26 protein-coding genes are annotated in these 24,721 nt (G+C 51.5%); 10 read left to right on the top strand and 16 right to left on the bottom strand.

The window, feature by feature from the left end; genetic code table 11:
- Nucleotides 1-100 precede the first annotated feature (100 nt).
- The 4 genes from mdtG to SGR01S_RS13835 all read right to left on the bottom strand — a co-directional run bounded on the left by mdtG (nucleotide 101) and on the right by SGR01S_RS13835 (nucleotide 4,396).
- The gene (mdtG, locus tag SGR01S_RS13850) at nucleotides 101-1,339 is read right to left on the bottom strand and encodes a multidrug efflux MFS transporter MdtG (protein ID WP_061807737.1); all 1,239 of its coding nucleotides are present in this window, start codon (nucleotides 1,337-1,339) and stop codon (nucleotides 101-103) included.
- 198 nt (nucleotides 1,340-1,537) lie between these two features.
- On the bottom strand, nucleotides 1,538-1,822 hold the full coding sequence (locus SGR01S_RS13845) for a YciI family protein (protein ID WP_061807736.1): 285 nt from the start codon (nucleotides 1,820-1,822) through the stop codon (nucleotides 1,538-1,540).
- 100 nt (nucleotides 1,823-1,922) lie between these two features.
- Nucleotides 1,923-2,843, bottom strand: coding sequence for a Kdo(2)-lipid IV(A) acyltransferase (locus SGR01S_RS13840; protein ID WP_037423910.1), 921 nt, complete (start codon nucleotides 2,841-2,843; stop codon nucleotides 1,923-1,925).
- A 455-nt stretch (nucleotides 2,844-3,298) separates the two neighbouring features.
- The gene (locus SGR01S_RS13835) at nucleotides 3,299-4,396 is read right to left on the bottom strand and encodes an NADH:flavin oxidoreductase/NADH oxidase (protein ID WP_061807735.1); all 1,098 of its coding nucleotides are present in this window, start codon (nucleotides 4,394-4,396) and stop codon (nucleotides 3,299-3,301) included.
- A 209-nt stretch (nucleotides 4,397-4,605) separates the two neighbouring features.
- On the opposite strand from SGR01S_RS13835, the gene trhO reads away from it, so the two are divergent.
- The gene (gene trhO, locus SGR01S_RS13830) at nucleotides 4,606-5,673 is read left to right on the top strand and encodes an oxygen-dependent tRNA uridine(34) hydroxylase TrhO (protein WP_037423905.1); all 1,068 of its coding nucleotides are present in this window, start codon (nucleotides 4,606-4,608) and stop codon (nucleotides 5,671-5,673) included.
- A 146-nt stretch (nucleotides 5,674-5,819) separates the two neighbouring features.
- Here trhO and SGR01S_RS13825 read toward each other — a convergent pair whose 3' ends face one another.
- Nucleotides 5,820-6,398 carry a YceI family protein gene (locus tag SGR01S_RS13825; RefSeq protein ID WP_037423903.1) on the bottom strand — a complete coding sequence of 193 codons (579 nt, stop codon included), beginning with the start codon at nucleotides 6,396-6,398 and terminating at the stop codon, nucleotides 5,820-5,822.
- Between the two features lie 23 nt (nucleotides 6,399-6,421).
- Nucleotides 6,422-6,976: a cytochrome b gene (locus SGR01S_RS13820; RefSeq protein ID WP_061807734.1), complete on the bottom strand. Its 555-nt coding sequence runs from the start codon at nucleotides 6,974-6,976 to the stop codon at nucleotides 6,422-6,424.
- 427 nt (nucleotides 6,977-7,403) lie between these two features.
- On the opposite strand from SGR01S_RS13820, the gene SGR01S_RS13815 reads away from it, so the two are divergent.
- Nucleotides 7,404-8,456: an AI-2E family transporter gene (locus SGR01S_RS13815; protein WP_037423900.1), complete on the top strand. Its 1,053-nt coding sequence runs from the start codon at nucleotides 7,404-7,406 to the stop codon at nucleotides 8,454-8,456.
- On the opposite strand, the gene SGR01S_RS13810 is transcribed toward SGR01S_RS13815, so the two are convergent.
- From SGR01S_RS13810 to pyrC, 8 genes are all read right to left on the bottom strand, one after another.
- Complete coding sequence (locus tag SGR01S_RS13810; protein WP_061807733.1) at nucleotides 8,443-9,423, bottom strand: zinc-dependent alcohol dehydrogenase family protein; 981 nt, start codon at nucleotides 9,421-9,423, stop codon at nucleotides 8,443-8,445. The two genes, SGR01S_RS13815 and SGR01S_RS13810, sit on opposite strands and share 14 nt — an antisense overlap.
- 3 nt (nucleotides 9,424-9,426) lie before the next feature.
- Nucleotides 9,427-9,543 carry a DUF2770 family protein gene (locus tag SGR01S_RS23805; protein ID WP_037423894.1) on the bottom strand — a complete coding sequence of 39 codons (117 nt, stop codon included), beginning with the start codon at nucleotides 9,541-9,543 and terminating at the stop codon, nucleotides 9,427-9,429.
- 134 nt (nucleotides 9,544-9,677) lie between these two features.
- Nucleotides 9,678-10,304 carry a helix-turn-helix transcriptional regulator gene (locus SGR01S_RS13805; RefSeq protein WP_061807732.1) on the bottom strand — a complete coding sequence of 209 codons (627 nt, stop codon included), beginning with the start codon at nucleotides 10,302-10,304 and terminating at the stop codon, nucleotides 9,678-9,680.
- Nucleotides 10,305-10,528: 224 nt separating this feature from the next.
- A complete protein-coding gene (gene solA / locus SGR01S_RS13800; RefSeq protein WP_061807731.1) occupies nucleotides 10,529-11,644 on the bottom strand; it encodes an N-methyl-L-tryptophan oxidase in 1,116 nt (371 codons plus the stop codon).
- A 143-nt stretch (nucleotides 11,645-11,787) separates the two neighbouring features.
- Complete coding sequence (gene bssS, locus SGR01S_RS13795; protein WP_037423884.1) at nucleotides 11,788-12,042, bottom strand: biofilm formation regulator BssS; 255 nt, start codon at nucleotides 12,040-12,042, stop codon at nucleotides 11,788-11,790.
- 191 nt (nucleotides 12,043-12,233) lie between these two features.
- Complete coding sequence (locus SGR01S_RS13790; RefSeq protein ID WP_037423881.1) at nucleotides 12,234-12,512, bottom strand: hypothetical protein; 279 nt, start codon at nucleotides 12,510-12,512, stop codon at nucleotides 12,234-12,236.
- A 136-nt stretch (nucleotides 12,513-12,648) separates the two neighbouring features.
- A complete protein-coding gene (gene dinI / locus SGR01S_RS13785) occupies nucleotides 12,649-12,888 on the bottom strand; it encodes a DNA damage-inducible protein I (RefSeq protein ID WP_037423878.1) in 240 nt (79 codons plus the stop codon).
- Nucleotides 12,889-12,968: 80 nt separating this feature from the next.
- A complete protein-coding gene (gene pyrC, locus SGR01S_RS13780; protein ID WP_061807730.1) occupies nucleotides 12,969-14,015 on the bottom strand; it encodes a dihydroorotase in 1,047 nt (348 codons plus the stop codon).
- Between the two features lie 224 nt (nucleotides 14,016-14,239).
- On the opposite strand from pyrC, the gene SGR01S_RS13775 reads away from it, so the two are divergent.
- The gene (locus tag SGR01S_RS13775) at nucleotides 14,240-14,527 is read left to right on the top strand and encodes a putative quinol monooxygenase (protein ID WP_061807729.1); all 288 of its coding nucleotides are present in this window, start codon (nucleotides 14,240-14,242) and stop codon (nucleotides 14,525-14,527) included.
- 62 nt (nucleotides 14,528-14,589) lie between these two features.
- Here the strand turns inward: SGR01S_RS13775 and rne are convergent, their stop codons facing one another.
- The gene (gene rne / locus SGR01S_RS13770) at nucleotides 14,590-17,937 is read right to left on the bottom strand and encodes a ribonuclease E (protein WP_061807728.1); all 3,348 of its coding nucleotides are present in this window, start codon (nucleotides 17,935-17,937) and stop codon (nucleotides 14,590-14,592) included.
- Nucleotides 17,938-18,489: 552 nt separating this feature from the next.
- Between rne and rluC the strand changes: the two genes are divergently transcribed.
- Nucleotides 18,490-19,452: a 23S rRNA pseudouridine(955/2504/2580) synthase RluC gene (gene rluC / locus SGR01S_RS13765; RefSeq protein ID WP_061807727.1), complete on the top strand. Its 963-nt coding sequence runs from the start codon at nucleotides 18,490-18,492 to the stop codon at nucleotides 19,450-19,452.
- A gap of 8 nt (nucleotides 19,453-19,460) precedes the next feature.
- On the opposite strand, the gene SGR01S_RS13760 is transcribed toward rluC, so the two are convergent.
- Nucleotides 19,461-20,042, bottom strand: coding sequence for a Maf family protein (locus tag SGR01S_RS13760; RefSeq protein ID WP_073963458.1), 582 nt, complete (start codon nucleotides 20,040-20,042; stop codon nucleotides 19,461-19,463).
- A gap of 141 nt (nucleotides 20,043-20,183) precedes the next feature.
- Here SGR01S_RS13760 and yceD point away from each other — a divergent pair, with 141 nt between their 5' ends.
- Genes yceD through fabG form a run of 6 tightly spaced genes read left to right on the top strand, consistent with a single transcriptional unit; the run spans nucleotide 20,184 to nucleotide 24,587 of the window.
- A complete protein-coding gene (gene yceD, locus SGR01S_RS13755) occupies nucleotides 20,184-20,705 on the top strand; it encodes a 23S rRNA accumulation protein YceD (RefSeq protein ID WP_037423869.1) in 522 nt (173 codons plus the stop codon).
- A 16-nt stretch (nucleotides 20,706-20,721) separates the two neighbouring features.
- The gene (rpmF, locus tag SGR01S_RS13750; RefSeq protein WP_004943042.1) at nucleotides 20,722-20,889 is read left to right on the top strand and encodes a 50S ribosomal protein L32; all 168 of its coding nucleotides are present in this window, start codon (nucleotides 20,722-20,724) and stop codon (nucleotides 20,887-20,889) included.
- Between the two features lie 11 nt (nucleotides 20,890-20,900).
- Nucleotides 20,901-21,935, top strand: coding sequence for a phosphate acyltransferase PlsX (gene plsX / locus SGR01S_RS13745; protein ID WP_073963455.1), 1,035 nt, complete (start codon nucleotides 20,901-20,903; stop codon nucleotides 21,933-21,935).
- Nucleotides 21,936-21,941: 6 nt separating this feature from the next.
- A complete protein-coding gene (locus SGR01S_RS13740; RefSeq protein ID WP_037423865.1) occupies nucleotides 21,942-22,895 on the top strand; it encodes a beta-ketoacyl-ACP synthase III in 954 nt (317 codons plus the stop codon).
- Nucleotides 22,896-22,911: 16 nt separating this feature from the next.
- Nucleotides 22,912-23,841: an ACP S-malonyltransferase gene (gene fabD, locus SGR01S_RS13735; protein ID WP_037423862.1), complete on the top strand. Its 930-nt coding sequence runs from the start codon at nucleotides 22,912-22,914 to the stop codon at nucleotides 23,839-23,841.
- Between the two features lie 11 nt (nucleotides 23,842-23,852).
- Nucleotides 23,853-24,587, top strand: coding sequence for a 3-oxoacyl-ACP reductase FabG (gene fabG / locus SGR01S_RS13730; protein WP_020826338.1), 735 nt, complete (start codon nucleotides 23,853-23,855; stop codon nucleotides 24,585-24,587).
- Nucleotides 24,588-24,721 lie beyond the last annotated feature (134 nt).

Here is a 24,721-nt window from a genome sequence, read left to right as displayed (position 1 = left end):
TTGTTGTCGTTACCGGAGGGACTGTGTGAGGTATCAATACTAAAAGTAGGGTAAACAGGCCATCGGCCCATTTAGGTGAGGGAGTTGGTGATAAATACAGCTATTGCTCTTCCTGCAGGGTATCTTCTCTCATTCGTGCCGGACGCCGTTGGAGACACCACCAGGAATAAATGGCGTTGAATAGCACGACCAATGCAGTGACGCAGAATACCGTGCGAAAGCCATAACTGGCGGACACCGCTGCACCCAATAGCGGACCACTGACGTTGCCGATATCACGGAAAGACTGGTTATAACTAAATATTCGTCCGGCGACTTGGTTGGTACAGTTGTAGATCAGCAGTGTTTGTACAGCCGGTAATAGCGCTCCGTCGGCAGCGCCAAGCAAGAAACGCAACACGCCCAGTTGCCATGGCGTTTGCACGAAGGCCATTGGGATCAGCAACAACACCGAGACAATCAGCATAACTACCAGAATGCGTTCAGGGCCGATCCTATCGCCCAGTTTGCCCAACCGGGGGGCACTCATCAGCGCTGCAACACCGGGCACCGAGGCGATCAGGCCGCTGACAAAGGCCAGGTTATGGATATTGCCCGCTAAATCGCGGACATACAGTGTCAGAATGGGGGCAATGGATCCGGTAGCAATTTGAATAATCATGGTCGTGACAAACAGACTGAGGATCAGCTTGGGGCTTTTTAGCGCAGCGAACACTTGTCGGGCGTGCAACATGTCCTTTTTCTGTACTGGAGTGAATTGTTCTTTGACGTACAGTAGCGTTAGAACAAAGCAGACCATTAGCACGGCAGCAGTGATATAGAACACCGGTCGTAAGCCGTATTGGTCGGCTAACAGACCGCCAATCAGTGGCCCAATCAGTGCACCGCTGACGCCGCCGGTGGACAGTGTGCCCAGAGCCCAACCGCTGCGATTGCGTGGCACCTGCGTGGCAATCAACGCGTTGGCATTGGGAATAAAACCGCCGAGAAGACCCAGTACCGCCCGCAGCGCCAAAAACTGCCATATGTTCTGTGCCATTCCCATCAACAACATCACAATCGACATTCCCAACGCCGATCGTAGCAGCATGAGCTTACGTCCACGGCGGTCAGCTAATCCACCCCAGAATGGGGAGGCAATAGCGGAAAACAGGAAAGTGATACTGAACACCAATCCAGACCACATATTCAACGCTTCGTGGCCGGTAACACCAAGAGTCTCCACATAAAGCGGAAGGAAAGGCATGATCAGGCTGAATGCGGCACCGGTGAGAAAACACCCTAGCCAAGTGACAAAAAGATTGCGTTTCCAGTTGATGGGTTCTGGTGCCGAAGCCATAAGTGCCTGCTGCAGAAGAGGACGCTTTGTTTTTGCGCGATGGCAAAGGGACAAAGCAAAAAAAGTTAGCCTGGTAAGTATGCGCTTAATTATAGACGGCATCAATTGATGTGGCAGGGGATGTAAGGAAAATGAAATAAAGTTTTAAAAATAGAATATTGGCAATATTCCGCGCTGTGCGCGCGGAAAAAAGCGTATTTAAAGCCCGGCGAGCAGTTCGAAACCGCTGGCGGTGGTTGAGAGGGCGACATCGGTAATGTCATAGTGGGCAACGGCGTTGAAGGGATCCTGCGCCACAATGGCATCCAATTGCGAACGTTCGATGCCTTTTACCAAGATGACACCGCCGGTACGTGGGTTCTTGCGGCCGGAGGCGATAAAGGTGCCGTCCTGAAAATATTTTTTCAACCAGGCGATATGCCCTTCAAGGTGGCTGTCCACTTCTTCTATCGGGCGGTGGTAGGTGAGGTTAACGATGTACATAACAACTCCAGGATTAGCGGCAAAGACTTACCATCCCACCGTTGCATAGGTTTCTCAAGATCTGCGGAATAAAAAAACCCGCCATGCGGCGGGTTAGTGGTCAGTAGAGTGAAGGCTCGCCTTCCGGCCGGGTTTTGAAGCGGCGATGCAGCCACATGTATTGATCCGGCGCCATCAGGATTTCTTTCTCTACCACTTTATTCATAAAAGCGGCAGCTTCGAGCTCATTATCCAGCGGGAAGTTTTCCACCGCCGGCTGCATAATCAACTCATACCCTTTGGCATCGGGTAAGCGGCGTGGAGTAAAGGGAATAATGGCGGGCTTACCCATTCGCACCAACACGTAGCTGCCCGTGGTGGTAGCGGCTTTTTCCACGGCGAACAGTGGGGCAAACACACTGCTGCGCGGGCCGTAGTCGTGATCTGGGGCGTACCAGATAATGTCACCTTGTTTCAGCGCCCGGATCATCCCTTTGACGTCCTTACGGTCCAACATGGATTTGTTGGAGCGCATACGACCCCAGGTTTGCAGCCAGTCCATCAGTTTGTTGTCATGTGGCCGGTAAACACCGATACCCGGATTGTGGATGCCGAATATGCGGGCACCCAGTTCCAACGTCAGAAAGTGCAGACCGATCAGCAAAACGCCCTGATGGTTATCTTTTGCTTTCTGAATATGTTCCAGCCCACTGACCTGGAACCAGCGCTCGATTCGCCAGTTTGGCCAAAACCATGCCATACCGGTTTCAAACAGTCCCATGCCGACAGATTCAAAATTCTGTACAACTAAAGCATCGCGCTCTGCCTGTGGCATGTCCGGGAAGCACAACACCAGATTACGTTGAGCAATCGCGACTCTGCGCTTAAGAAAGCGCATGGAGAAACGACCCAGCGAGGTGCCAAGGCGATAGATAACGGGGTAAGGCAACAAGACCAGCAAATAGAGCAAACCGATGCCGAACCAGGTAAGCCAGTAACGTGGATGCAGTAAAGAGCGATTAAAAGAAGGAACTTGAGTCATGTGTTCTCAGCTTAGAAGCAGTCATTTAACGATAATAACAGAGTAATACCAGGGGCCATCACCCAAAGGCAATTTCGCCAGGTATTCTTTTTCTGCCGTTTATAACCAACTATTGTGACATTTTTCTCGCACAACGTGAAAAGGCACCGCATTAAAACATCATTTTCGGTGATGAATCGATATCAATTGATGAATAATCCGGCGATACCGCTCGAAAGGACAAAGCCTGTCAGCGACAGATACGTATCATCCCGCGCAATTATTTAGGGGGTATTATGTTGACATCATGGATAAGCGCGGGGCTTTTGGTCACGGGAACACTGTTAGGGAGCCTTGGCGCACATCTCCAGTTTAACCCTTTGCTGGTTACGGCAGGGATTGTCCTGTTGGCGGGAATAGTGATTTCCGGGTTTACCGAATGCCGGGGTGGGCGCTGAGCATCCACCCCGGATTTATCAGGCGTTTTTAAACAGGCCTTTCAGCACATGGGGTTCTGAGCGCCAGTATTGCGGTGGCGCGCTGACTTTTTCACCCAGTTTCGCCGCAGCGTGCCATGGCCAGCGTGGGTTATAAAGGATGCCGCGCGCCAGTGCGATCATATCCGCTTGCCCGGTAGCGACAATCGCCTCAGCCTGTTCGGGTTCGGTGATTAACCCGACTGCAATTGTCGGCAAACCGCTTTCTCGCTTGATGGTTTCGGCGAATGGGACCTGATAATTAGGCCCAACCGGGATTTTTTGTAAGGGTGAAATCCCTCCGCTGGAAACATGAATGTAGTCACAGCCTAGCTCTTTCAGCGCTTTTGCCAGCATGACCGATTGCTGCTCATCCCATCCCCCGTCTACCCAGTCACTGGCAGAGATGCGTACGCCGAGCGCCTTATGCGGCGGAAAGACTGCACGCACTTCATTGAAAATCTCCAGCAACAGACGCATGCGATTTTGCAATGAGCCACCGTACTGGTCGTTGCGCTGATTGGACAGCGGTGAAAGAAATTGATGCAACAGGTAGCCATGTGCGCCATGTAGCTCAATCAGTTCAAAGCCCAGCCGATCTGCACGTTTTGCCGCCGCAACAAATTGCGCTTTTAATTGTTCAATCTCCCCAAGACTCATCGCCACCGGTTTTTCATCATTTGGGGCAAAGGGCACGGTGGAGGCGGATAGTGTTTGCCAGCCTCCGTTTGCGGCGCTGAGCTGCCCACCGCCAGCCCAAGGCACAGCGCAGGAGGCTTTACGCCCTGCATGGGCGAGCTGAATGCCCAACGGCATGGTGGTGTGTTTTTTTACTGCGCTCACTACGTCTGCTAGTGCGTGTTCAGTGGTGTCATCCCACAAACCGAGATCGCTGGGTGTGATACGGCCTTCGGGGGCTACCGATGTGGCTTCCACAATCAGCAGTCCGGCACCGGACAATGACAGGTTGCCCAGATGCATGGTATGCCATTCCGTTGCTTTGCCGTTATCGGCTGAATATTGGCACATTGGCGCGATAATAATACGGTTGGGTAAATTCAGTTTTCCCAGCGCAATCGGGGTAAATAACTGACTCATAATATCCTCCAGGTCCGTGATAAATGGGGTGTGTAAGTTCTCCTTAGGCTTATCGGGATTTGTGAACAACGTCAAGTTTTCGCACTCAACAGCGTTAGCGGGTTAATGCTGTGTTGAGCCGGTTTTTCGGGTATTATGTGCGCCGCGCGTGGGCCAGCAGCCTGCGCGCGTTCAAATCAGTCACCTCCCGAAAGACAGGAAAGTACACCATGCCAGTGTTACATAACCGAATTTCTAATGAGGAACTGAAGGCGCGCATGCTGGCAGAAACCGAGCCGCGCACTACAGTTTCTTTTTATAAATATTTCACCATCGACGATCCCAAAGCGTTTCGTGACAGCCTGTATGTTCAGTTCGACAAGCTGAAGGTTTTCGGCCGCATTTATGTGGCAAAAGAAGGCATCAACGCGCAGATCAGTGTGCCGCAGAATAAGTTTGAGGCGTTTAAGGCCGCGCTGTTTGCTTCGCATCCTGCACTGGACCAGGTTCGCCTGAATATTGCTTTGGAAGACGACGGTAAATCCTTCTGGGTGCTGCGCCTGAAGGTGCGTGATCGCATTGTCGCTGATGGCATTGATGACGAAAGCTTCAACCCGGCTAACATCGGTGAATATTTGCAGGCCGATCGCGTTAACCAAATGATTGACGACCCGGATACGCTGTTTGTCGATATGCGTAATCACTACGAATACGAAGTTGGTCACTTTGAGAATGCTATCGAAGTGCCTTCAGACACATTCCGTGATCAACTGCCAATGGCTGTCGAAATGCTGCAAGACAATAAAGACAAAAATATTGTCATGTATTGCACCGGTGGTATCCGTTGTGAAAAAGCCAGTGCTTATATGTTGCATAACGGCTTTAAAAACGTCTATCACGTGGAAGGCGGCATCATCGAGTACGCACGTAAAGCAAAAGAGCAGGGGCTGCCGCTGAAATTTGTCGGTAAGAACTTTGTGTTTGACGAACGTATGGGCGAGCGGATTTCTGATGATGTGATTGCCAACTGTCACCAGTGCGGTGCTGCCTGTGATACTCATACCAACTGCAAGAATGACGGCTGCCATTTACTGTTTATTCAGTGCCCGAGCTGTGCCGCTAAATTTGAAGGTTGTTGCAGCGAAATCTGCCGTGAAGAGCTGAAACTGCCGCGTGAAGAACAGCGTGCACGCAGAGCAGGCCGAGAGAATGGCATCAAAATTTTCAATAAGTCGAAAGGGTTATTGCAGACCACGATGCACATCCCTGCACCGGAAGATGAAGGCCCAGCGAACTGAGCCTGAAATAAGCGCGGCAGCCTTGCCGCGCTTTATACCCATAATCATTCAAGCTACATCTGTTTCCTGCACCCCTCCAATCAAGTGACTGTAGAGATTCGCTACGCTTAACGCAGATGCCAGGCTATAACTTGAAAAGTCGGGTATTACTTCTCGCGTACGCCTTCCACAGAAATAATCAGCTCTACATCCTGCGATGCCGGGCCGAGATCGGTAGTGATACCAAAGTCTTTCAGCTTGATTTTGCCGTTGGCTTCAAAGCCTGCACGGTATCCACCCCACGGGTCGTTACCCTGGCCGATCAGTTTGGCGTCCAACGTAACCGGCTTGGTCACGCCGTTCAGTGTCAAGTTGCCGACGACCGCATAGCCTTCGCCGTTCTTTTTCACTTCAGTGGATTCAAACTTAGCCTGTTTGTTTTTTTCCACATTCAGGAATTCTGCACTGCGCAGATGTTTGTCACGCTCAGCGTGGTTGGTATCGACGCTCGCGGTGTTGATTGTGACGTTCACCTTGTCTTTGGACGGATCTTTATCGTCGAAAGTGAAGCCGCCGTCAAAATCCTTGAAGGAGCCGTACAACCAGCTGTAACCCAGGTGCTGGATGCGGAATTCGATAAAGGCGTGCTGACCTTGTTTGTCAATTTTGTAGTCAGCAGCCAGCGCGGAACCGGCGCTCAGCAGCAGTGCACCTGTAGCCAGGCCCAGTACGGTTTTCTTCAACATAGCAATCTCCATAAATCCAAAGGTTAATCGGCGCTGCTACCCAGCATCCGTTTCAAAGTAACATCACGATCAACGAAGTGATGTTTAAGCGCAGCCAAACCGTGCAGTACTGAAAGCACTACTACGACCCAGGCCAGGTAAAGGTGGATTGTGCCGGCTGTATCGGCCTGTTCCGCCATGCCGGTGACGGTGGCGGGGACGTTGAACCAGCCGAAAACGCTGATAGGTTGCCCATCTGCGGTAGATATCAGGTAGCCACTAATCAGGATGCTGAACAGCACTACGTAAAGCGCCAAATGTGCCAGGATTGCACTTATACGGGTGAAGCGACCATAGCTGGCCAGTGGTTTAGGTGGCGGTGAAACAAAACGCCAGATCACCCGAATCACCATGATGATAAACAGCAACGCGCCGATGCTTTTATGAATTTCCGGTGCCTGGTGATACCAGACATCATAGTAGCCAAGTGTGACCATCCATAGGCCAAGGGCAAACATGCCGTACACCGTCAGTGCAACCAACCAGTGAATCAGCACAGAGATATGGCCAAATCGGTTAGCCGTATTTTTCCAGAGCATCCTGTTTCCTTACATTCCTCATTTTCTGGCTGCAATAATTAAACTTTAAGAAACATAAAATCAATAATAAATTTCACTATGTTACTTCTTATTAATATCAATCAGTGAATTTGGTTAAGATAGCGATAAGTTAATCAGTGAAATAGTTGAAGTTAATACATGTTCTTGCAAGTTATTTTTTTTGTTATGGTTTGAAAAATAACGAATTTATTTATTATTGTCAGCTTTTGTCATTTTGCGTAAATATGACGAGTGTTTTTAACAAATAAACCCTAGTCAAGATTGTCGATTATTTCCAGGGGATGTTTAGAAAAAGGCTGTTTTCTCTCCGAACCGCAATACCTGTGCGGCGCAAGAGCAGAGTTTGCTAACATAACGCGCATCTGGTGGCCTGTTGGGCCAACGCTATTAACGCAAAGGAAATGTCATGGGCCGAACTGAGTTGACCGATCGCAGCCTGCGCCTGGCTATAATGCTGGCAATGGTGGTGATTATTCTCGCGGGTGTCAAAGCAGCTGCGGATGTCGTGGTGCCATTCTTACTGGCGGTATTTCTCGCTATGGTACTGAATCCGCTTGTGACGCAGCTTGAACGCTGGCGGATACCGCGAGCGTTGGGCGTGACCTTGTTGGTGGTGGCCGTAGTCGTCATATTAATGTTGTTCATCGGAATATTGGGTGCATCGCTAAACGAATTTGCCCGTTCGTTGCCGCAATACCGAGGCATGATGATGGAAAAGTTGGGAGAGCTGCAACATTACGCAGATCGCTTCAATATCACCATTTCTACCGAGGCAATGCTGCAGTATGTCGATCCCAGTGCTGCCATGAATATGGTGACCCGCCTGTTGAGCCGTTTCTCAGGGGCAATGACCAATATCTTTCTGTTGCTGATGACAGTGGTATTTATGCTGTTTGAAGTACAACTCTTACCTTACAAATTACAGCAAGCACTCGATAAACCTAATGAAGGTATTGCCAATATTCAGCGTGCGCTGGATGGTGTCACCCGTTATTTGGTGATCAAAACGGTCATCAGTTTGGCGACTGGCGTTATTGTCTGGGGCTTTCTTGCTGCGGTCGATGTACGTTTTGCATTTATCTGGGGGCTGCTGGCATTCCTGTTGAATTATATTCCCAATATCGGCTCGGTGATTGCCGCGGTGCCTCCTCTGGTCCAGGCTCTGTTGTTTAATGGTTTTGGCGATGCACTGGTGGTGGCTGCGGGCTTTATCGCTATCAACCTGGTGATTGGCAATATGCTGGAGCCACGCGTTATGGGACGGGGATTGGGACTGTCGACGCTGGTGGTCTTCTTATCTCTGATTTTCTGGGGCTGGTTAATGGGGCCTGTGGGGATGTTGTTGTCGGTGCCACTGACAATTATTACTCGTATTGCACTCGAGACCACCGAAGGAGGGCATAAATTGGCGGTAATTCTCGGCGATGGGCAGCCAGGAAAGCAGGTTACTCCGGAGTAAAGAAGACTTTCCCCTGCGTTTTGCTGTCGGCGGCGTGTTGCAGTGCCAGTTTATAGTGTCGCAGGGGATAGATAGCTGCTGGGGACTGTAGGGTCAGTTGGCCACTTCGCACCAGATGAAAAAGCTGTTGGAATGAGGCATGCCATTGATCCAGCGTGGCTTGGGCATTCCACTTGCGCAGATGAAACAGTGAAGTACGCAGCCGCAACTGGTGAGCAATGTGCTGCCAGTCAACTTGTTGGCCGCTGAGTAATCCCAGTGCGACAAAATCACCTGAAAGGCTCACCGAACGTGCCAGCGCCAAACCGTCCTCGCCACCGATACAGTCGATCGCTGCCCGTGCTGTATGGCCTGTGAGTTGCTGCAACCTGTATTGCTGCAACAAACTCGTTTCGTAGACTCGCCAGGCACCGGCATTCAGTAACGCCTGCCGATGCGCCGTATTGCGTACGACCACGACCAATTTGATGCCACGCAGTGCTGCTAATTGGCAAAATAGCAGACTTATTGCCGAGCCTCCCGCATTAATCAGCAGGATGTCGCCAGCATTCAGCGACAGCCACTGTGTCAGTAGTACCCAACAGGTGAGTGGATTGATGTAGATTTGTGCCGCACTGGCGTCATCAATGTCATCCGGCACCCATATAACCCTGGCCTGTTCGACTGTGATGAAGGTTTGCCAACTGCCATCACCCATGATTGCCAGCGCCCGTCTGTCGGTAGGGTAACCATGAGAATCGACAACAACTCCCATCCCTTCGTAGCCGGGTACCTGAGGCAGGGCGGTACGATGTGCATATTGTCCGTGTATGGGGATCAGATCAGATGGATTGATCGGTGCATAGTGCATCCGCAAATGCAGGTGATTGGGCTTTTGCGTAGGAAGACGGGTCTGTTCCAGATCAAGGACTTGCTCTGGAATGCCAAAGCGGCTAAAGCACAGGCGCGGAAAGAAAGTAGATGACATGCGTTAAGGTATAAAGAAGAAATAGACGTCCAGCGCCAATAACACCAGCCATAGACAGATGTACAGCACCAGATGTTCGCGCACGTTGTTGACGATCGCCGACAGTATTTTGTTTAGCATTCTCAGAAGCCACAAGGTAAGGACTGGCAGATTATAGTATTTTTGCGGCCGGCGTTAATACTGTCGAGAGAACAAAGCGTGGGGCAGAAGCATATCTCAAGATTAAAATCAGCCTGCTATGACGCAGGCTCTGGTTATACCGCCAGTAAAGACAGTGGCATTGAGCTGGAAGGTACGCTTGGTGGATAGAAGTAACGCAGTACGTTATACAGTGAATAAAATTCCAGCCGGTTGCGGGCGTTGATTTTTTCTGTGATATGGCGTTTGTGAACGTAGACCGTATGCGAACTGATTTGCAGTTTTTTCGCGATACGGTAATTGGGCATTTCCGCCATCCAATGCTTCATTACCGTCAGCTCTTGCGGGCTAAACAGCGAATGTTCAGCGCTGCAGTCCATCAGTGAGACGGGTTTTTCTCGCATCATGCGTAATGTGACCGGAAGTGTGGCTTTATTGAACAGAAAAGCATGTTCGGCGATGCGCATAGGCGTTTCGCTGTAGGGATAGGGGGTGTCCAGATAAATAAACAACAGTGCCGATGATGTGGCCTCAATAAAGGCCTGAAGTTGGGCGTCATCTTCGCTATGGCGGCATTGTTTGGTCAGGTTCACCAGAATATGACTTGGCCGGTAGTGGTCTAGCAGGGGGGTAGCCTGTTCAAGGCTATGGCAACATTTTACCTGGGCGAAAACATTGTCAGTAAAATAGTTATCTATCCCGACCCGAGTGAAGCAGCATTCGTCCACGACAAGCAGTTTCATGGTGACGTCCTTGTTGATCGAAGAATTACTATGGCATATCAGCTGTAAAATAGAACTTACACCAGAGCGGATCAATTCGGAAATCCGGATACTTACATCAGAAATTTCCGTTGAAATATTTTTTACAATAAATTTCAGATTGTTATGATGATTTTTGGTTGTAACTGAGGTGCTAAACCGCAGCCCGCACGTGGTGGCGGGCGCGATTGAGTGAAGCGAAGGGGTTAATCAAATCGTTTTAGTGAGAAGGGCAGGATGTCCACGGGGGGCGTTTTGTCTTCAGCAAACAGCGCAGCAATTTCACCTAATACACTGGCAAACTTAAAGCCATGGCCACTCAGGCCAGTGATAACCATTAAGCGATCGCACTCTGGCAGCGTATCGATAATAAAGTCTTCATCTGGGCTCATGTCATAACTGCATGCTTCACCGTGTAAACATACCCCTACACCTGGCAAAAATTGGCGCAGGAAATGGAAAACTTCGGTTCCGTCACTGGCAAAACTGCCAAAAGGTTTGCGCTGTTCAGGCTTATCTATAGGTTGACCACCATCGTGTTTACCCACCTTTAACCCGTCGTTATCGGCAGGGAAACCATAGTAATGATTGCCGTCTTGTGCTTCGACAGTAAAGGCCGGGAACCGGTTATTGATGCTGTAACGGCCATCGGCCTGATGCCAGGAAAACACTTTACGCAGCCGGGTGATAGGTAGCTGTGGTAGCAAAGCGTTTACCCAGGTACCGGTGGTTACTACGGCTTTACGCCCCTGAAAATGGCCTTCAGCGGTAATGACTTCAACCCCTCCGTCGATAGGCTGCACTGCGCTCACTGGGCAATTGAACAACTGACTGCAACCGGCCTCTTTAGCGAGTTTGATCAGGCTAGTGATAGCCTTTTCCGAACGCAGGAACCCCGCATCCGGCTCAAATACGCCGACGTAACCATCCGGCGCATTGAATTCCGGCCAGCGTTGATTTATCTCTTCCGCACTCAGGTTTTGTGTATTGAGACGGAATTTTTGCGCACTGTGCTGAGCATTACGAATAAACTCAGACTGTTCCGGTCCCATGTTCAACACACCGCAGTCCTGGAACAATTCTTCGCCGGTTTGTTTAATCAGGGCGTTCCATAACGCTTGGGCGCGTAGAATCAACGGCACATATTTTTCACCTTCGCCGTAGGCATGGCGAATGATACGTGTATCGCCGTGGTGGCTACCGTTACGGTGTGGAGGCATCGCACTGTCTATCATTAATACTTTAAGGCCAGCCCGTGTCGCGTAGTAACCCGCCGCTGCACCTACCGAACCGCTGCCCACAACAATTAAGTCATATTCCACGTGCCATAACCTCTCTGTGACATATCTCTTATGTCGTCATGATAAAAGGTTGGGCGCTGCAATGCACTTGTTGCACGAGGTACAGGCAAAGAAAAAGGCGCCAGAGATAAATGCTGGCGCCTTAGGCTTTTTGGTAGAGTGAATTAGTGTTTTTTACGATCAAGGTCCTGGTAATCCGTTGCTTCAATCTTGGCGATGCCAGCTTCTAAAATATTGATTAATTGGCGTGCGACATCTGTAGTTAGCCAAAGCGTTCTGTCTACTTGGGCGTCTTCGGGTGTCTGGTCTAGTGAAGACAGGTAATGAAGGCGTATCATCATGGCGTCATAAACGTCGACAGTACTGATATCCCAACCAACAAGCGGGTGTGTCTGAATTACTTCATCATTTCTGTCCATAAAGACCCCTTATTGAGTAGTGACTACCGTGAGTGACTAACGAGGATCAATGCGGCTCATCATCATGTGAGCAATTACAGTATACGCATCTGGTTTCGGTGGTGGAGCTTTTCACACCTTCTTTTGCAAAATAAATATTTATTTGAGTGATTATTCTACAGGTTCGCTCGCGAAACACGACAAGCCATGTGCTATGTAATGTCGGGAGGGAGTGAGCCGCCGTGCAGTCGCTTCTCTAGCTCGGAGGCCAGATGGGCGAAGTGCTGCTGTGTTTCGGCATCGCGATTTTGATTTTGCGATTCCAGCTTCAGACTGTGAATCAACAATTGGTTGGCTTTGTCATCAAGACCAAAGGCAAGATAGGAGAATGCAACTTCCAGTACGCTTAAACGTCGTTTTTGATCGGCGATCAGTGCCAGCAGTTCGCCAAATGTCATCGCTTCTTCGTTTTTTACCTTGTCCGGGGCCATGTCAAATACCTCCTGTTAAAGCATTCAGTACAGACCAGATAAAGCGTTTCTTCCAGCAGAAAATTACACACCGTTTGCCAGACTTCAAATACAAAAAAGCCGGAGAGCGACCCCCGGCAAAAACTACATTGCAGTATTATTCTGCGCTAAACCAGTCGTCAGCACTTTCCCAGGTTTCCTGGAGGATGTCTGCGATCAGGTCTTTATCTGTTTTGAGGCCGCCAAGTACCGAGAGCCCATTAGAGCCGGCATAGCGCACCTGAACCACGGTGTCTGGAAATTGGCGATTGACTCGCTTACTCAGCTCGCCGGTCAGAGCTTCGATGGCCCCTGACGGTAGCGGTTTGGTTTTATCTATAGTGACTTCAACACGCATAATTGCCCCCGAAGCGATTTACTGGATATTTATACAGTTAACCGCAACTGAGGGCAAGAGGCTACGTTAAAAAAAGATTGTTACGCCTTTACTGACCAGTTCAGGCTCTCTCCTGCCAGGAATGGCACGACCGTTTCGTTACCCATCAGGATCTCTTCCGGCTGGGTGGTCGGGACACGTTGCAGCTCGATAAAATCGGCATTGACCGGCAAACCATAAAAACGCGGGCCGTTCAGTGAGCAGAATGCTTCCAGATGCTCTAGTGCGCCCAGTTGTTCAAATACGCTGGCGTAGGCCGGGATGGCGTTAGGAGCATTGAATACACCCGCACAGCCACAGCTTGATTCCTTACGGTGTTTGGCATGTGGGGCTGAGTCGGTACCGAGGAAAAAGCGCTCTGAGCCGCTGGCAACTGCTTTGCGCAATGCATCCTGATGAATGTTGCGCTTGAGGATAGGCAGGCAGAACAAGTGCGGACGGATACCACCAACCAACATGTGGTTACGGTTAAACATCAGGTGCTGCGGGGTGATGGTGGCACCAAGGAATCGATTGCCTTCCTGCACATATTGAGCCGCTTCTTTGGTGGTGATGTGCTCGAAAACGATTTTCAGTTCTGGGAACTGTTGGCGAATAGGCTCCATAACCTGCTCAATAAAGCGAGCCTCACGATCGAAAATATCAACAGCGGCATCGGTCACTTCACCATGAATCAGCAGTGGCATGCCGATTTTCTGCATTTGTTCGAACAGTGGGTAGATGGCCTTCACATCGCTGACACCGTGGCTGGAATTGGTGGTGGCATTGGCAGGATACAGCTTGGCAGCAGTGAACACACCTTGCTCGAACCCAGTGACCAGTTCGGTGGCGGCCAGCGAATTCGTCAGGTAGCAGGTCATCAGTGGAGTGAAGCTATGTCCCTGTGGGACGGCAGCCAGAATGCGGTCGCGATAAGCGCGCGCGGCATCGACGGTCGTAATTGGCGGAGCCAGGTTCGGCATCACAATCGCCCGGCCAAAGACCTGACTGGTATAGGGCAAAACCGTTTTCAGCATGTCATCATCACGCAGATGGATGTGCCAGTCGTCAGGGCGGCGGATTTTCAGGGCTTGAGGTTGTGCGGTCATGTTGCAAGGCTCCGGCGGTTAGAAACGGGTCTACATAAAAGCGAATAATGAGGGTTATTCACGCCGGGGTGTAAGGATAAGCTGAAAGCGCTTGCGATGCATCTGTTTGTTCACAGCAAGTTGAAATCAATTGGCTATCGGGCGCATAGTGGGAGAGATTTTTATGATACCCGGGTGAGAAATACTCGGTAATCAACGTTAATCATGAGGAATGGGAGAAAAAAATGGAAGTGCGAGTGATTGCCACCCTACAGGCGAAGCCTGAATTTGTATCCGCCGTCAGCGATGCGGTGCATGCGATTATCGAACCAAGCCGTCAGGAGTTGGGCAACCTGCAATATGATTTGCACCGTGAGTTGGAACAGCCGGGCACCTTCGTCTTTTTTGAACGCTGGGCAAGCGAAGAAGCGCTGGAAAAGCACAATGCCACCGAGCATTTTAAGCAATTCGTCAGCCAGCTTGATGGCAAGCTGGAGTTGCTGGATATCAAACGCTTGAAGAAAATTGCCTGAGCCGATTTTGTTGCAATAAAAAACCCGCCGAGTGGCGGGTTTTTTTATCGGAGCAGATTACGTTAATCGTTAACCGGCTGCGGTTTGGTTGCCGGTGCAGTAGCTTGGTTTGCCGCCGCATGGCCACCGGCTGAACCTTTGCCTTCGAAGTTGAAGGAAGGGCGCTGCCAATCACTGCGTTGCTGCTGTTCCGGCACATAATCCGGCGCAGGAGCCTTGGTCATTGGCGCCGTTGCGATATGCTTATACAGTGGTGCTGGTTGCTGTTGTACAACAGGCACTTTCTCTTCAGCAACGGTCTGCACAGGTTCGGCTGCAATGACCGGCTCTGCGGACACTGACACTGGCACAACAATCGTGTCTTCAGCAACGGTTACAGCCGTTTCAACTACCGGCGTTTCTTCTACCATAGGGGCAGTTTCAACAGCTGGTGTTTCTTCAACTACCGGTGCGGTTTCAACAACAGTCGTTTCTTCTACGGCAGGCACTTCAACCACAGGTGCTGCTGTGATTTCTTCAGCCTGAGCAGCGATCATCGGCTCAACGGCTTCATCAACCGGCTGAGCTTCTTCTTCAACTACTGTAGTCACAACGTCTGTTGCGCTAACGGCTTGTACGGCTGCTTCAACGACCGCTGGTGCGGCTACGCTGGCGGCTTCCGGTGCCATCACATTGTCAGTAGCGATCTCGATAGCTTCAGCTTGAACTTCTGCTTCTTCAATCACTTGCGCCGCTTGTGTGACAGGGTAACTTACCCAAACCTTGCCTGAAGCCATTTCCGGAGAGGCGAAAGCCCCTGTCAATGGCATTGGCGACTGAGTTGGGTAACGCTCATCACGGTAACGGCGACGACGTTGACCGCTGACGCGCAGATGGCGAGGAGAACGACGTGAGCGGCGTGGCATGCCGTTTTCGCCGTTAGCACGGTTGTCACCTTGCGCATCATCTTCGGTCTGTTCAAGAGTTTCTGGCAGCAGTTTAACGCTGTCTTCAACATGTGCAGGTGGGGCAGACTTCACTTCAGCTTTTGCTACTGGCGCTTTAGGTGCCAGTAATTCTTCAGCTGCGCGATGCAGTTCTTCTTCCGCAGACAATACACGAACTTTCTGTGGCAGATTACGACGCTGACGGCGCTGCATGTTCTGCATCTGACGTTCTTCGAGATCTTCGTCATTGCTGTTGCTGGCAGTGGTAGTTTCTACGCTTTCGAGCGCTGCCACTTCCTGCTGAGCTTGACGTTTTTCTTCCTGACGACGACGCTGACGTTCGGCACGTTGGTCACGGCGCTGTTGCTGTTCTTCACGCTGTGCCTTGGCGGCTTCTTCAGACTGCGGCTCATCGACCGGTGCAGAAGCTTGTGGTGCATTGCGACGGTTACGACGCTGCTCATCACGCACTTCACGTGTCTCACGGCCTTCGCGGTTGTCACGTGGCTCGCGGTTTTCACGCGGCTCACGATTATCACGGCCATCGCGATCGCGGTTGTCACCACGTTCTTTACGCTCGCCACGTTCTGGACGATCGCTGCGCTCACCGCGTTCTTTACGGCCGGTACCCTGACGACGTTGACCACGACGATCCTGGCGGCGGTTTTCACCGTTACCTTCTTGTTTCGGCGCTTCAACAACCGGTTTGACTTCGACAACGGGTTGTTCTTCACCTGCAAACAGGGCTTTCAGACCACCGAACAGACGGCCCAAGAGACCCGGCTTAGCGGCAGCTGGTGCGACGTGCTTGGTTGCAGCAGCAACGGCGACGGTAGACTTAGCCACTGCCGGTTCTTCAGCCGGTGGTGGTGCGTCAGCAGCCAGAGAGAACGAAGCCAGTGCTGGTTGCTCTGGACGCTTACGTTCCATTGGCACATCTTCCAGCGGCTGAGCCATTTCTTCTTCGTGCAGTTTCGGCAACAGATAGCTCAGGGTTGGTGTCTCTTCACCCTTACGTACGCGCAGCACAGAGTAGTGCGGGGTTTGCATTTGATCGTTCGGCACGATGATCGCTTTCACGCCACCCTGACGTTTCTCGATCGCGCTCACCGATTCACGTTTTTCGTTCAGCAGGTATGAAGCAACCTGAACTGGCACGATAGCGTGAACTTCTTTGGTATTTTCTTTCAGCGCTTCTTCTTCGATCAAACGAAGAATGGACAGTGCCAGTGATTCGTTATCACGGATGGTGCCGGTGCCATTACAGCGTGGGCAGACGTGATGGCTGGACTCGCCTAACGACGGGCTGAGGCGCTGACGCGACATCTCAAGCAGGCCGAAACGGGAAATGCGACCGATTTGGATACGTGCACGGTCTTGACGTACTGCATCACGCAGGCGGTTTTCCACTTCGCGTTGATGACGAACCGGGGTCATATCGATAAAGTCGATAACGATCAGACCACCAAGGTCACGCAAACGTAACTGACGTGCGATCTCGTCTGCGGCTTCCAGGTTGGTGTTGAATGCCGTTTCTTCGATATCGCCGCCGCGAGTTGCGCGTGCGGAGTTGATATCGATAGCGGTCAATGCTTCGGTGGAGTCGATAACAATCGAGCCGCCGGAAGGCAGGCGCACTTCACGCTGGAAAGCGGATTCGATTTGAGATTCGATTTGGTAGTGGCTGAACAGAGGTATTTCACCGCTGTACAGTTTGATTTTGCTGCTGAAATCCGGGCGACCCAAGGCAGCAATGTGCTCTTTGGCCAGATCGAGAACTTTTGGATTGTCGATCAGGATTTCGCCGATGTCTGGGCGCAGATAGTCGCGGAATGCACGCACGATAACGTTGCTTTCCTGATGGATCAGGAAGGGGGCAGCGCGGCCTTCAGCGGCTTTTTTAATGGCTTCCCAGTGCTTCAGGCGGAAAGACAGATCCCACTGCAACGCATCGGCAGATTTGCCAACGCCAGCGGTGCGAACGATCAGACCCATACCATCAGGCAGTTGCAGGGACGAAAGCGCTTCTTTCAATTCGGTGCGATCATCACCTTCGATGCGGCGTGAAATACCACCGGCACGAGGGTTGTTCGGCATCAGTACCAAATAACTACCGGCCAAGCTGATGAACGTGGTTAAGGCGGCGCCTTTGTTGCCACGTTCTTCTTTATCAACTTGAACGATCACTTCCTGGCCTTCGCGCAGCACATCTTTGATGTTCGGGCGACCATGAGAAGAGTAATTACTTGGGAAGTATTCGCGGGCGATTTCTTTAAGAGGGAGGAAACCATGTCGTTCGGCGCCGTAATCAACGAACGCTGCTTCAAGACTTGGTTCTATACGAGTGATTTTACCTTTGTAAATATTCGCTTTTTTCTGTTCATGACCCGGACTTTCAATATCCAAATCATACAGCCGCTGTCCATCTACGAGGGCAACACGCAACTCTTCCTGCTGAGTTGCGTTAATCAACATTCTTTTCATCTTAACTTACTCGTTATTTTTACATTATCGACAAAGCTGCGGGCAAAATAACCTCATGGCCGGATTAAAACCGAAAACCCCGTGTCTTCTCGCAAAGCCGTCAACCTCACGGTTGTCGCCTGCATAGGGGCGCATTATCTCGGTAAGCCTGTCTTTCTTTGTGAAAAACAGCACTTTTACTAGGGGAATAGCCTCTGATTTACGTCGACAGATCTGATTCCGTTTGCCGGCCAAGCTGCAACCCGCAGCCCGCTAATTGTTTGATTTCACATTACGTCTTACGCCATTGCTGCGTTTTTGTGCCATCAGACAAATTTTATAATTCCACAGTTTTCCCTGTTTAACGAGAATCAACGTGGAAAGTAAACACATTATTCCACTGCTGATACGGTTATAGCAAGGTGACTTTTCTTTAACTGCGGAAGAAATCGCAAACGTTCAAACCGGCTTGCTGCCTTATTGTCCGCCAGTGTTTCACCCACAGTCAGAGAGACAGTTAAGCACATAAAAAGAAGTGGCGCTATTTACGCGCTCTATTTAGAATCCTGCTCCATGAAAACGAACATTCCTGCAGTACAATTAATCACGATTTCCGAAGACGAAGCTGGTCAACGAATCGACAACTTTCTGCTTGCTCGCCTTAAAGGCGTGCCGAAGAGCATGATTTATCGCATCGTCCGTAAAGGCGAAGTGCGGGTCAATAAGGGACGCATTAAGGTTGAATATAAACTGGCGCCCGGCGACATCGTACGTATACCGCCTGTGCGGGTCGCCGAGCGTGAAGATGCGCCGGTTTCCGCCAAGCTGGATAAAGTCGCCGCATTGGCAGATTGCATCCTGTATGAAGATGATCATCTGCTGTTGCTGAACAAACCCTCCGGCACCGCGGTGCACGGTGGCAGTGGCCTGAGCTTTGGCGTGATCGAAGCTCTGCGTGCGTTGCGCCCGGAAGCGCGCTTTCTGGAGCTGGTGCACCGATTGGACCGCGACACTTCAGGTGTATTGCTGGTGGCGAAAAAGCGTTCTGCATTGCGTTCACTGCACGAACAATTACGGCTGAAAGGGATGCAGAAGGATTATTTGGCGCTGGTACGCGGTGAGTGGCAGTCGCATTGCAAAGCGGTGCAGGCACCGTTGCTGAAAAACATTCTGCAGAGCGGTGAACGCATCGTGCGTGTCAGCAGCGAAGGCAAGCCGTCGGAAACCCGCTTCAAGGTGGAAGAGCGCTTTGAGCATGCGACGCTGGTCAAGGCTAGCCCAATTACTGGGCGTACCCATCAAATCCGTGTTCATGCCTTGCATGCCGGACATCCGATAGCCTTTGATGATCGCTATGGCGATCGTGAGTTCGATCGCCAATTGGCGGGGACTGGGCTTAAGCGCCTGTTCCTGCATGCCGCTGCGCTGCGTTTCGAACATCCAGGCACCGGCGAGACGATGCGTATCGAAGCGCCGATGGATCAAGAGTTGCGCCACTGCCTACAGGTATTGCGTAAGCAGTCTAAAGCCCAGTAAACCGTATTTTATGCCAGCGGGTTGATACCTTCAGCCCGCAGCATCTCCAGCAATGCAATCAGCGGCAGGCCGATCAGCGCATTCGGATCCCGTCCTTCCAGTTTGTCGAACAATGCAATGCCCAAACCTTCACTTTTAAAACTGCCTGCACAGTTGAGCGGTTGCTCAAGGCGCACATAGTTGGTGATTTCAGCGTCGCTTAACGTACGAAAATGCACATGGAAAGGCTCACACACGGCTTGAAGGTGTTTACTGCGGCTGTTGTATAACGCCAGGCCGGTATAAAACGTGACCGTTTTACCGCTGGCCTGACGTAACTGTGCCCGGGCGTTGTCCTCGGTGTGAGGTTTTCCGGTGATTTTTCCGTCGATCACGCAGACCTGATCGGAACCGATAATCAGCGTGTCAGGGTAGGCCAGGGCCAACGCCTGTGCCTTCGCCGCCGCCAGTCGTAGCACCAGCGCCTCTGCGGTTTCGCCTGGCAGCGGGGTTTCATCGACGTGTGGTGCGGCACAGATAAAAGGCAGATGGAGCTTTTCCAGCAGCATCTTGCGGTAGGCCGAGGTGGAGGCAAGGAGTAGTCTCTGCATAATTTTTTTCGTAAACCGTAGCGTAAATAGAGTGGGCATTTTAAACTGTCCGCCGCTGAGGAAGCGAATATTGGTGAAAGGTGCCGTTTTACGGCCTTTTTCTTTGACTCTATGTCGTTACAAAGTTAATATGCGCGCCCTATGCAAAAGGTAAAATTACCCTTGACCATTGATGCGGTACGTACCGCTCAGAAACGTTTGGACTATGTTGGGTCCTATTCGCCTGAGCAGGTTACACGTGTCGCCGCCTCTGTGGTCAGTGTGGACAGTGATGTTGAGGTCTCGTTATCTTTTAATATTGATAACCAGCGCCTCGCGGTGATAACAGGGCATGCGGACGTCCAGGTAATGCTGATGTGCCAACGCTGTGGAGTTCCGTTCGAGCATCATGTACACACAACATATTGTTTTAGCCCGGTCGTCAATGATGAGCAGGCTGAGGCATTACCGGGAGCGTACGAGCCGATCGAAGTCGATGAGTTTGGCGAAGTTGATCTGCTGGCAATGATTGAAGACGAAATTATTCTTTCACTGCCTGTCGTCCCGGTACATGAATCTGAACACTGTGAAGTGTCCGAAGCGGACATGGTCTTTGGCAAACTGCCTGCAGAGGCGGAGAAACCAAACCCATTTGCCGTATTAGCCAGTTTAAAGCGTAAGTAATTAAGGAGTAAGGTCCATGGCCGTACAACAAAATAAACCAACCCGTTCCAAGCGTGGCATGCGTCGTTCACACGATGCCCTGACCACCACCACTTTGTCTGTTGATGCGACTTCCGGTGAAACTCATCGTCGTCACCACATCACTGCCGACGGTTTCTACCGCGGTCGCAAGGTTATCGGCTAAGTAGCGGTACCTTGACTCGTCTAACCCTGGCGTTAGATGCAATGGGCGGGGACTTCGGTCCCTGCGTCACAGTGCCTGCTTCATTGCAGGCACTGGCCTCTAATTTACAGCTTCATCTTCTGCTGGTCGGCAATCCCGACACCCTCTCTCCTTTACTTGCCAAAGCCGATCCAGTTCTTCTGGAACGTTTGCAAGTCGTGCCCGCTGAATCAGTGATTGCCGGCGACGCCAAACCCTCACAAGCGATACGCGCCAGCCGTGGTACTTCTATGCGCATTGCGCTGGAACTGACCAAAAATGGTGATGCGCAGGGCTGTGTCAGCGCGGGGAATACCGGCGCGCTGATGGGACTGGCGAAAATGCTGATTAAGCCGCTGGACGGCATTGAACGCCCCGCACTGATGACGGTGATTCCGAATCAGCTAGGCGGTAAAACCGTAGTGCTGGATCTTGGAGCTAATGTCGAATGCGACAGCACCATGTTGGTCCAGTTTGCGGTGATGGGCGCGGTGATGGCCGAAGAGGTCGTGGGGATTGCGCAACCTCGTGTGGCGCTGCTGAATATTGGTGAAGAAGAAACCAAAGGCCTGGATAATATCCGCGAAGCGGCAGTCGTGCTAAAAAATACTCCGGCAATCAACTATATTGGTTACCTGGAAGGCAACGACCTTCTCACCGGGAAAACCGATGTGATGGTTTGCGACGGCTTTGTGGGTAACGTCACCCTGAAAACCATGGAAGGGGTGGTAAGAGTCTTTTTATCGCTGCTGAAATCATCCGGAGACGGTGGCAAGCAGGCGTGGTGGTTAAAATTGTTAGGCCGTTGGTTGCAAAAACGGGTGGTAAAGCGGTTCGGCCACCTGAACCCCGACCAGTATAATGGCGCATGTCTGTTAGGATTGCGCAGCACCGTAATCAAGAGCCACGGCGCTGCGAACCCACACGCGTTTGCAGTTGCAATCGAACAGGCTGTGCAGGCGGTGCAGCGGCAAGTCCCTGACAGGATTGCTGCGCGCCTTGAAGCTGTATTACCTAAGAGTGACTGATCGTACATGTATACAAAGATTCTCGGTACGGGGAGTTATTTACCCGTACAAGTGCGCACCAACGCTGACCTAGAAAAAATGGTGGATACCTCTGACGAGTGGATCGTCTCACGTACGGGTATCCGTGAACGCCGTATCGCCGCTGCTGACGAAACCGTGGCGACGATGGGCTTCCATGCGGCTGAAAAAGCGCTGGAAATGGCTGGTGTGGCTAAAGAAGACATCGGGTTGATCGTAGTGGCTACCACTACCTCGAGCCACGCATTCCCAAGTTCTGCCTGCCAAGTGCAGCAGATGCTCGGCATTAAAGACTGTGCGGCATTCGATCTGGCTGCAGCTTGTGCCGGTTTCACCTATGCGTTGAGTGTCGCCGATCAGTACGTTAAGAATGGCGCAGTTAAACATGCACTGGTGATCGGCGCGGATGTGCTGTCGCGTACATTGGATCCGCAAGATCGCGGCACTATCATCCTGTTTGGTGACGGTGCAGGTGCAGTCTTGCTGGGTGCCTCAGAAGAGCCAGGCATTCTTTCGACCCACCTGCATGCCGACGGCAGCTACGGTGGCCTGTTGACGTTACCGTTCAAGGATCGTCAGGAACAGGACAAACCGGCTTACGTGACTATGGCCGGTAATGAAGTTTTCAAAGTTGCGGTGACCGAGTTGGCCCACATCGTTGATGAGACGTTGCAGGCTAATAATCTGGATCGCAGCGCGCTGGACTGGCTGGTACCGCACCAGGCCAATTTGCGCATTATCAGCGCAACGGCGAAAAAACTGGGTATGGGGCTGGATAAAGTGGTAGTGACGCTCGATCGTCACGGTAACACTTCTGCCGCCTCTGTCCCTGCAGCGCTCGACGAAGCGGTGCGTGATGGGCGGATCCAGCGCGGCCAACTGGTGCTGCTGGAAGCCTTTGGCGGCGGCTTTACCTGGGGCTCGGCGCTGGTTCGTTTCTGATTAACAGGAAGAAAAAATGACGCAATTTGCTTTTGTTTTTCCAGGTCAGGGGTCACAGACTCTTGGCATGCTGGCCGATTTGGCCACTGAATATCCGATTGTTGAAGCGACCTTCAGCGAAGCCTCTTCCGTCCTGGGTTACGACCTGTGGCAACTGGTGCAGCAAGGGCCTGCGGAAGAGCTAAACAAAACCTGGCAGACGCAGCCGGCATTGCTGGCCGCCTCCGTGGCGATTTTCCGCGTCTGGCAGCAGCAGGGCGGTAAAATGCCTGCAATCATGGCCGGCCACAGCCTGGGTGAATACTCGGCGCTGGTGTGTGCGGGCGTGTTGGATTTCCAGGCGGCAATCCGTCTGGTTGAACTGCGCGGCAAACTGATGCAGGAAGCGGTACCGGAAGGCACGGGTGCGATGTCCGCCATTATCGGTCTGGACAACGCCGCGATCGCCAAAGCCTGTGAAGAGTCTGCTCAGGGGCAGGTCGTTTCTCCGGTGAACTTTAACTCACCGGGCCAGGTTGTCATTGCTGGCAATAAAGAAGCGGTTGAGCGTGCAGGGGCTGCCTGTAAAGCCGCTGGCGCTAAACGTGCGTTGCCGTTGCCGGTGAGCGTACCTTCACACTGTGCACTGATGAAACCGGCGGCAGACAAACTGGCCGTTGCGTTGCAAGAAATCACTTTCAGCGCGCCACAGGTTGCAGTGGTGAATAACGTCGACGTGCGCACCGAAACCGATCCTGAAGCGATCCGCAGTGCGCTGGTGCGTCAGTTGTACAGCCCGGTACGTTGGACTGAGAGCGTAGAGTTTATGGCAGCACAGGGCGTTACGTTGCTGCTAGAGGTTGGTCCGGGCAAAGTTCTGACCGGTCTGACTAAACGTATTGTTGATACCCTGACGGCGGCGGCAGTTAATGACACCGCCAGCCTGTCAGCGGCGCTTGAACAATAAAGAGGAAAACAATGAGCTTCGAAGGTAAAGTTGTTCTGGTCACCGGCGCTAGCCGGGGTATTGGCCGGGCTATTGCAGAAACGTTTGTGGCACGCGGCGCTAAAGTGATCGGCACCGCCACCAGTGAAAGCGGCGCTGAGGCTATCAGCAGCTACCTGGGTGCAAACGGCAAAGGGTTTGCGTTGAACGTGGTTGATGCTCAATCTATCGACAGCGTTCTGGCATCTATTCGTGCTGAATTTGGCGAAATCGACATTTTAGTGAATAATGCCGGTATTACGCGTGATAACCTGCTGATGCGTATGAAGGACGATGAGTGGCAGGATATCCTGAACACCAATCTGACTTCCGTATTCCGTCTGTCAAAAGCGGTAATGCGAGCTATGATGAAAAAGCGGTTTGGCCGGATCATCACCATCGGTTCCGTTGTTGGTACCATGGGGAACGCAGGGCAGGCTAATTACGCGGCGGCTAAAGCCGGTTTGATTGGTTTTAGTAAGTCTTTGGCACGTGAAGTTGCTTCACGTGGCATTACAGTCAACGTCGTGGCACCTGGCTTTATTGAGACGGACATGACACGGGCGTTGACAGATGATCAACGTGCAGGCATTTTGTCATCAGTTCCAGCCAATCGGCTGGGGGATGCTAAAGAAATCGCCAGCGCTGTTGCATTTTTAGCCTCTGATGAGGCTGGCTACATCACCGGTGAAACGTTACATGTCAATGGCGGCATGTACATGATTTAAAAAATGCGAAAACTATTTGCGTTATTTGGGGTAAAAACCGCAGAATAGCGTAAAATCGTGGTTTGACCAGCCGGGATTTAGTTGCATCTTTTTCAACATTTTATACACTACGAAAACCATCGCGAAAGCGAGTT

Origin of the sequence: Serratia grimesii NBRC 13537, from assembly GCF_001590905.1 — a bacterium.
In the GTDB taxonomy this organism is placed as follows: domain Bacteria; phylum Pseudomonadota; class Gammaproteobacteria; order Enterobacterales; family Enterobacteriaceae; genus Serratia; species Serratia grimesii.
This window is presented reverse-complemented; position numbering and strand designations above follow the sequence as displayed.